This window comes from Mycolicibacter algericus DSM 45454 (assembly GCF_002086455.1).
GTDB classification, from domain to species: domain Bacteria; phylum Actinomycetota; class Actinomycetes; order Mycobacteriales; family Mycobacteriaceae; genus Mycobacterium; species Mycobacterium algericum.
Genome location: NZ_MVHC01000015.1, coordinates 89,573 through 96,623 on the forward strand (window position 1 = coordinate 89,573; position 7,051 = coordinate 96,623).

A 7,051-nucleotide genomic window follows, 5' to 3' on the forward strand; every position below is an offset into this window, starting at 1 on the left:
CCCCCGCTTCCGATATCCGGTCATTGTCGGCAGGTGGCCGACGGTGACATTTCCCGACGTTAGGCGGCGAAGTTAAGGCAGCTTGGGCGGCCTCTTAACGCTTTCGTGAGATCTCGAAGGGCTCGGTCGACCCGGTGAAAGCGGTGCGCTGGCCCTCGAGCCCGCGGGCGTCGCCGTCATAGCGCAGCCGGTAGCGTCCGGCGGCGGTGTTCTCGGGCACCGTCCAGGTCACGGTGACGGTCGACCCGCGGCGCCCGGCGCGGCGCCAGCGGAACGTCGTCGACCAGTCCCCGTCGTCGGCCACGGTGCTCCAGCCACCCTCGGCACCGCCGGTCTGCCGCTCAACCCGCAGGTAGGTGCCGCCACGGTGCAGGTCGTTGTTCGGGTGGGCGCCGGCGAACACCGCCGTCACCGTGGCCCCCGGCTGGTAGTGGGCCAGCGGCGGTGCCAACACCTCGCCGAACCGGCGGCCGGCGGCCGGCTCGTCGGCGCTGACCCGCCGGCGCGACCGCCGCCTGCGGGGTGGCTCGGCCGCAGCGTTGCCGACCGGCGCCGGCCGCCGATCACGCATCGCGGTGGCCAGCCCGGCCGCCACCTGCTGCAGCGCGGCCAGTTCCCAGCGTCCGAACAGCGTGCTGCCACCCTCGTAGCGCTGTTCCTGGTACTCCTCGGGAGTGGTGACGTAGTGCAGGTAGCCGTTGCTGTAGCCGGCCACCAGCACATCGCGCAACTCGGCGCCCACGATGGCGGCCACGGTGCGCCGTAATCGCAACCCGGCCACGATGGTCACCTCGGCGGGGATGCCGATCAGATACAGCTGCCCGATGCGCAGCAACTGCACGGGGCCGCCGTTGGGCATCAGCGTCAGGGCCCGATTCAGTCGGCTGCCCGGCCCCACCAGGCCCTTGGGTGCGTGGGCGTCGCGGAGTCGCGGCGCCACGCGGTAGACGGTGGCGTCGACCAGCGAGTCGACGATGCAGTTGCGGCCCTGTCTGAGCAGTGGGTGCAGCGGGCCCGGGCCCTCATCGGTACCGGCCAGTGCCGCCGCCCCGGCCACTGCGGGGCCGGTGCGATGGGTTCGGCCGTCACCGGTGAACTCGGGTGAGACCTCGAAATCCGACAGATCGACGTACGTGGCCAGGGCGGCAAGGCCGCCGGTGACCTCGGCGCCGTGCCCGGTCGTCAGGTCGGCGGCCGCGGCGGCCTGCCGTTCCCCGATGATTCGGGTGTTCTCGAACTCGTCTTCGGTGGGGCCGCTGCCGGGACGGTGGTTGAGATTGGGCGACATGTCGCCGCTGTTGGTCTGGGCGAAGGCCGCGACGAAGTCGGGCGGATCGGGTGCCAGGTAGTCGACGCCGCGGTCGATGCGCTCCCACCGGTAGGCGGCGTAGCCCTTGTTGTCGCCGCTGATCAAGGTGTTGCGATTGGTCATGGACGTGCCGTGGGTGGCGAACCAGTTCACCGCGCCGACCAGCCGGCCGCTGCGTTCGATGCGCAGCAGCGTGGTCTGCGGGTCGATCGCGTCGGGGAAGTGGGCGCGCTCGGCCTCCGGGTTGCGGGCGAACGCCGACGGCGAGCGGTTGCTGCTGGCGTCGTGCAACCGGCCGACGGCCAGGCTCAGGCTGGCGGGAGCGAGGTCGGCGTGTGCGCGCTCGGCGGCTTCGCAGATGCCGTCGACGATCGCGGCGAACGTCTGCGGCCGGAATCCGCCGGTGTTGGAGTTGTAGAGCCGGTGGTCGGAGTAGCCGCCCGGACCGCAATGGGTGTGTGTCGCCGTCAGCATCACGTTGTGGACGGTGTACAGCTCGCCGTGGGCGGCGGCCAGCCGACCGAGCACCTCGCGGTGCACGCTTTCCAGCAGCAGCGGCAGTTCGCACACCACCAGCAGCAGGCGCACCTCGCTGGCGGGGTGGACAATCACGAACGCCCGGGCGCGCAACCTGTTGTGCAGGCCGGAGGTCTGCTGGGAGGCCACGCCGTAGCCGAGCATTCCGCATTCGGCCGGCTCGCCGGTGATGTCGGCGATCCCGCGGCCCACCCGATACTCCTCTGGCATCGCTCAAGTATCACCGGGCGTGGTCGCTCGCGATTCGGCAGTCCCGGTCGATACGCTGTCCCCGCGACAGAGGCCAGTCAAGACGGCTACAGCCCATCGGCGAAAGAGTGTTGTGCGCAGCGGAGAGATCAAAGCCCTCACCGGGCTTCGCATCATCGCCGCGGTGTGGGTGGTGCTGTTCCACTTCCGGCCGCTGCTGCGACTGGGGTCGCCGGCCTTCAGCGATGCGCTCGCCCCGGTGCTCGACTGCGGGGCTCAGGGCGTCGATCTGTTCTTCATCCTCAGTGGCTTCGTGCTGACCTGGAACTACCTGGAACGGATGGGGGAGTCCTTCTCACCGCGGGCCACCCTGCACTTCCTGTGGTTGCGGCTGGCCAGGGTGTGGCCGATCTACCTGGTCACCTTGCACCTGGCGCTGCTGTGGGTGATCTTCACCCTGCACGTCGGCCATGTGCCGACCGAAGACCTCAGCAGGATGACCGCGACCAGCTACGTGCGACAGGTCCTGCTGATGCAGCTGTGGTTCGAGCCGTTCTTCGACGGGACCAGCTGGAACGGGCCGGCCTGGTCGATCAGTGCCGAATGGCTGGCATACCTGCTGTTCGGTGGGCTGATCCTGGTGATCTACCGGGTGATGCGGGCGACGTCGGCCGGTGGCCTGGCCGCGCTGGCGGTCATCGCCTCGCTGCCGCCGCTGCTGCTGTTGCTGGCCACCGGCCAGTTCTACACCCCGTGGAGCTGGCTGCCGCGCATCGTCATGCAGTTCACCGCCGGTGCGCTGGCCTGCGCGTCGGTGCGCAAGCTGGGGCCGAGCGACCGGGCCCGCCGTGGCGCCGGCTACTGCTCGGTGTTGCTCATCGTCGCGATCGTCGGGACCCTGTACTACTTCGACGCGCATCCGATCTCCGGGCTGTACGACAGCGGCGGGCTGGTCGATGTGCTGTTCGTGCCGCTGGTGATGGCGCTGGCGATCGGAACCGGCAGCCTGCCAGTGCTGCTGTCGACTCGGGTGATGGTCTACGGCGGGCAGATCTCGTTCTGTCTGTACATGGTCCACGAGCTGGTGCACACCGCGTGGAACTGGGCCGCAATACAATTCGAGATCGTGTTGGACGAGGGGGCGGGTGCGGCCAAGTGGATGGTGTGCGGGCTGCTGGCGGGGGCGACGCTGTTGTCGGTGTTTTTGTTCCACGCCGTCGAGGAGCCGGGTCGGCGCTGGATGCGCCGGATGATCGGGGCCCGGCCGGAGACGGCGCAGGTCACGCCGGTCGAGGATCCGCTGGCCGTCGACCCGGTCGCCGCCGTGGCGGCGGATGAGCGGCTCCGGAACGGACGCACCGAGGCGGTTCCGGTCAGTGTGCACTGACCCGTTCGGGGGAGGTGAGCGGTGGGCCGGCTGACGATGTTCGCCGGCTCGTTGGTGGCCATCGTGCTCGCCGTCGTCGCCTGCACCGGCTACCTGGCACGCGATGACGATTCCGCGCGCCACTACGACACGGTGTCGCTGAGTGCCTCGCCGAACCGGATCGCGGTGATCGGCGACTCTTACACCTCCGGATACGAGGACACCGGTCGCGGTGCGGCGAACTGGACCGAGCGGGCCTGGCAGACGCTGGCCGGCCGCGGCACCTACGTCCACGCCGACGTGGCGGCCGAGGGCGGCGCGGGTTACGCGGTGCGCGGTAACCGGGGCGGCCTGTTCGGGGACCTGACCGCCCGGGTGGTGCAGCCAGACGACGCACTGGTGGTGTTCTTCGGCTCCCGTAACGACCAGGACGTCGAACCGGGCCAGCTGACCAGGTTGGTCGCCGACACCCTCGGGCTGGCACGCCGGGCGGCACCGTCGACCCGGATGCTGGTGATCGGGCCGCCGTGGCCCACCGCGGAGGTGCCCGCCGATCTGTGGCGGATCCGCGACATCCTGAGCACCGAGGCGCGCGTGGTGGGGGCGGAGTTCGTCGATCCGCTCGCCGAAGGCTGGTTCGTCGGCCGGCCGGAGCTGATCGGCCCCGACGGCGTGCATCCCACCGATGCCGGACATGCCTACATGGCCGACAAGATCGTCCCCCTGATCGCCGGCCAACTGCCGAAAAGGACCTGACCATGCGGGTATTGATCACCGGGGGAACCGGATTCGTCGGCGGGTGGACCGCCAAGGCGATCGCCGATGCCGGGCACCGGCCGCGGTTCCTGGTCCGAAACCCGGCCGGTCTGCACAGCAGCGTGGCACGGCTCGGTGTCGACGTCTCCGACTACGTCGTCGGTGACATCACCGACGCGGACTCGGTACGCGAGGCGCTGCGCGGCTGCGACGCGGTCGTGCATGCCGCCGCGGTGGTCGCCACCGATCCACGCCAGACCGCGCAGATGCTGCGCACGAACTCGGCCGGCGCCCACAACGTGCTCGGCGGGGCGGTCGCGTTGGGGCTGGACCCGATCATTCACGTCTCCAGCTTCACCGCGCTGTTCCACCCGGGCCTGAAGACGCTGCGTGCCGACCTGCCGGTGGCCGGTGGCGCCGACGGCTACGGTCGGTCGAAAGCCCGGGAGGATCTGTATGCGCGTGGCCTGCAGGATGCCGGTGCCCCGGTCAACATCACCTATCCGGGCATGGTGCTCGGCCCGCCGGTCGGAGACCGGCTGGGGGAGGCCGGCGAAGGAGTGCGGGCCGCGCTGGAGATGCATGTCATCCCCGGGCGCGGCGCAGCCTGGCTGGTGATCGACGTTCGTGACCTGGCTGCCATGCATGTCGCGCTGCTGGAGCCGGGACGCGGCCCGCGCCGCTACATGGCCGGCGGTCGGCGGGTGCCCCCGGGACGGTTGGCGAGCCTGCTTGCCGAGGTGTCGGGTTCGCCGATGCTCGCGGTGCCCGTCCCGGACCTCGCCCTGCGCTGGGCGGGGCGGGTCTTGGACCAGGTCGAGCGGGCGCTGCCGATCTCGACCCCGTTCACCGAGGCCGGTATGCAGTACTACACCCAGATGCCCGCCTCCGATGACTCCCCGGCCGAACGCGACCTCGGCATCGTGTTCCGCGATCCCCGGGACACACTGGCCGATACCGTCGCGGGGATCCGCGGCTAACCGGCGTCGCCGCCTCCGGGAAGACCACGGTGCCAGGGGACCCGAGGGAGGCGATGGAACCGGCTCAGACTTGCCGGAAGCGCCTGCTCAACTTCTCCAGGGTCAGCATTTCCCGTCCGGCGTCGCCGAAGTAGGGGATGCCGATCCCGTACTCGTCCCGCCGGGCCCAGCGCGGCACCGGTGGCACCGGTCATGGCGATCACCAGACGCATGTCGGCGCCTACTCGGGCCATGAGTTGCCGAGGATGAGGTCGGTGAAATCGGTCGGCACGAACCCCGGGTCGAAGTGCGCCAGGACATCGGCGTTCATGGTGCCGAAAGTGGTGTGGGGGCGGTGTTTCATCCCGTCGTTGAAGGCGGCGAGGATTTGTCTCTTGAAGTCGGGGCGCGGATGGGCCGTCGTGACGGCGGCGATGTCCTCGGGGGACAGGTCATCGCGTCCGATGCCGATCACGTCGGTTTCGACACCGGCGGTGACCAGGGCGATTTCCGGGTCGAGGAACTCGGGCACTCCGGGCGTGGTGTGCAAGGCGATGGCCAGCCAGACCTTGTCGGCGTCAACCTTGTCGACGCCGCGTTGCAGTAGGAAGTCGCGTGCTGCGTCGGCGCCGTCGACCTCGAAGCGCACCGTCGAGGTGCGGTAGCGCCGGGTCAGGCCGAGGTCGTGGAACATGGCTCCGGCGTAGAGCAGTTCCAGGTCCGGTTGCAGGCCGCGGCGCCGGCCCTGCAGAGCGCCGAATAGGAAGACCCGGCGAGAGTGGTTGAACAGCAAGTCGTCTTCGGTGTCGCGGATGAACTCGGTGATCTCGCGAGCCAGCGCGGTGCCGGGAATGGTGATGTCAGCGATTGTTTCGATGGACTGGGTGGCCATGGTCGCATCTCCTCCGTTTCGGGTACGCCCAGTCTGCGTGGCACCTGATGCTCCCACCGCGGCTGTTCGTGCCAGTTTTCCCACAGATTGCGACACTCGCCGCAGCCCCTGTCGCGCGCGCCGCTACGGCGCAGACCGACATAATGGCCAGGTGGCGCAGGCCGGTGTGGGACCGCGGGTGGTGGTGATCGTCGTCTTCGACGATGTGACGATGCTCGATGTCGCCGGGGCGGCGGAAGTCTTCGTGGAGGCCAACCGATTCGGTGCCGATTACCGGGTGAGGTTCGCCTCGGTCGACGGCCGCGACGTGGCGACCTCGATCGGGGCGCGGTTGGGCGTCACCGACCGCATCGCCGCCATCGACTCGGCCGACACCGTCATGGTCGCCGGCAGTGACCTGCTGCCCCGGCGAGCGATCGATCCGCAGCTCGTCGACGCCGTCAGATCAGTGGCGAGCCGGACTCGGCGTTTGGCGTCGATCTGCACGGGTTCGTTCATTCTCGCCCAGGCTGGAATGCTCAGCGGCCGGCGCGCCACCACGCATTGGCACGACGCGCCGTTGTTGGCGCGGGCGTTCCCGGATGTCACCGTGGAGCCGGATGCGATCTTCATCCGGGACGGCGACGTCTTCACCTCGGCCGGGGTGTCGGCGGGCATCGATCTGGCGTTGGCGCTGGTCGAAATGGACTACGGCAGTGAACTGGTGCGTGAGGTGGCCCGGTGGCTGGTCGTCTATCTCAAGCGTGCCGGCGGTCAGTCTCAGTTCTCGGTGCTGGTCGAAGCCCACCCATTCACGTCCCGGGGAGTGGTGTAAGTAGTGGCGGCGTGTCGGTGCTGATGTGTAGAGGGCCATCGCGTGAGTCTCTGTGGTGAAACCGCCAAGCATCACTACCGAGAGGAACATCGCGATGGCCCTGAATCAGTCTGCCTTGCTCGAGGTGCTCGACGCACTGCGCACCGCCGATGCCGGTGAGCGAATCACCCAAGCCGCCGAAACCATCTACCAGGCCCTGATCGAGGCGGAGTTGACCGCTCTGATCGGC

5 protein-coding genes and 2 pseudogenes are annotated in these 7,051 nt (G+C 69.3%); 5 read left to right on the top strand and 2 right to left on the bottom strand.

The features are described from left to right. Positions 1 to 94: 94 nt before the first annotated feature. A complete protein-coding gene (locus BST10_RS14655) occupies positions 95 to 2,056 on the bottom strand; it encodes a neutral/alkaline ceramidase (RefSeq protein ID WP_083038544.1) in 1,962 nt (653 codons plus the stop codon). A 112-nt stretch (positions 2,057 to 2,168) separates the two neighbouring features. On the opposite strand from BST10_RS14655, the gene BST10_RS14660 reads away from it, so the two are divergent. From BST10_RS14660 to BST10_RS14670, 3 genes are read left to right on the top strand one after another with little or no spacing between them, the layout of a single operon-like run. Further along, entirely contained in the window at positions 2,169 to 3,422 is a 1,254-nt protein-coding gene (locus tag BST10_RS14660; RefSeq protein ID WP_013828930.1) for an acyltransferase family protein, read from the top strand. A 36-nt stretch (positions 3,423 to 3,458) separates the two neighbouring features. After that, positions 3,459 to 4,157, top strand: coding sequence for an Rv0518 family GDSL lipase (locus tag BST10_RS14665; RefSeq protein WP_081465652.1), 699 nt, complete (start codon positions 3,459 to 3,461; stop codon positions 4,155 to 4,157). 2 nt (positions 4,158 to 4,159) lie between these two features. After that, a complete protein-coding gene (locus BST10_RS14670; protein WP_083038546.1) occupies positions 4,160 to 5,137 on the top strand; it encodes an NAD-dependent epimerase/dehydratase family protein in 978 nt (325 codons plus the stop codon). A gap of 220 nt (positions 5,138 to 5,357) precedes the next feature. Here the strand turns inward: BST10_RS14670 and BST10_RS14675 are convergent, their stop codons facing one another. Continuing rightward, positions 5,358 to 6,008, bottom strand: a complete 651-nt coding sequence (locus BST10_RS14675; protein ID WP_083038548.1) for an HD domain-containing protein — start codon at positions 6,006 to 6,008, stop codon at positions 5,358 to 5,360. Positions 6,009 to 6,186: 178 nt separating this feature from the next. Between BST10_RS14675 and BST10_RS14680 the strand changes: the two are divergent. Together BST10_RS14680 and BST10_RS22585 are read left to right on the top strand one after the other, a co-directional pair. Then, positions 6,187 to 6,798, top strand: a pseudogene (locus BST10_RS14680) (GlxA family transcriptional regulator); the annotation flags it as partial. A 118-nt stretch (positions 6,799 to 6,916) separates the two neighbouring features. Next, positions 6,917 to 7,051 (top strand): annotated as a pseudogene (locus BST10_RS22585) (IS256 family transposase); the annotation flags it as partial.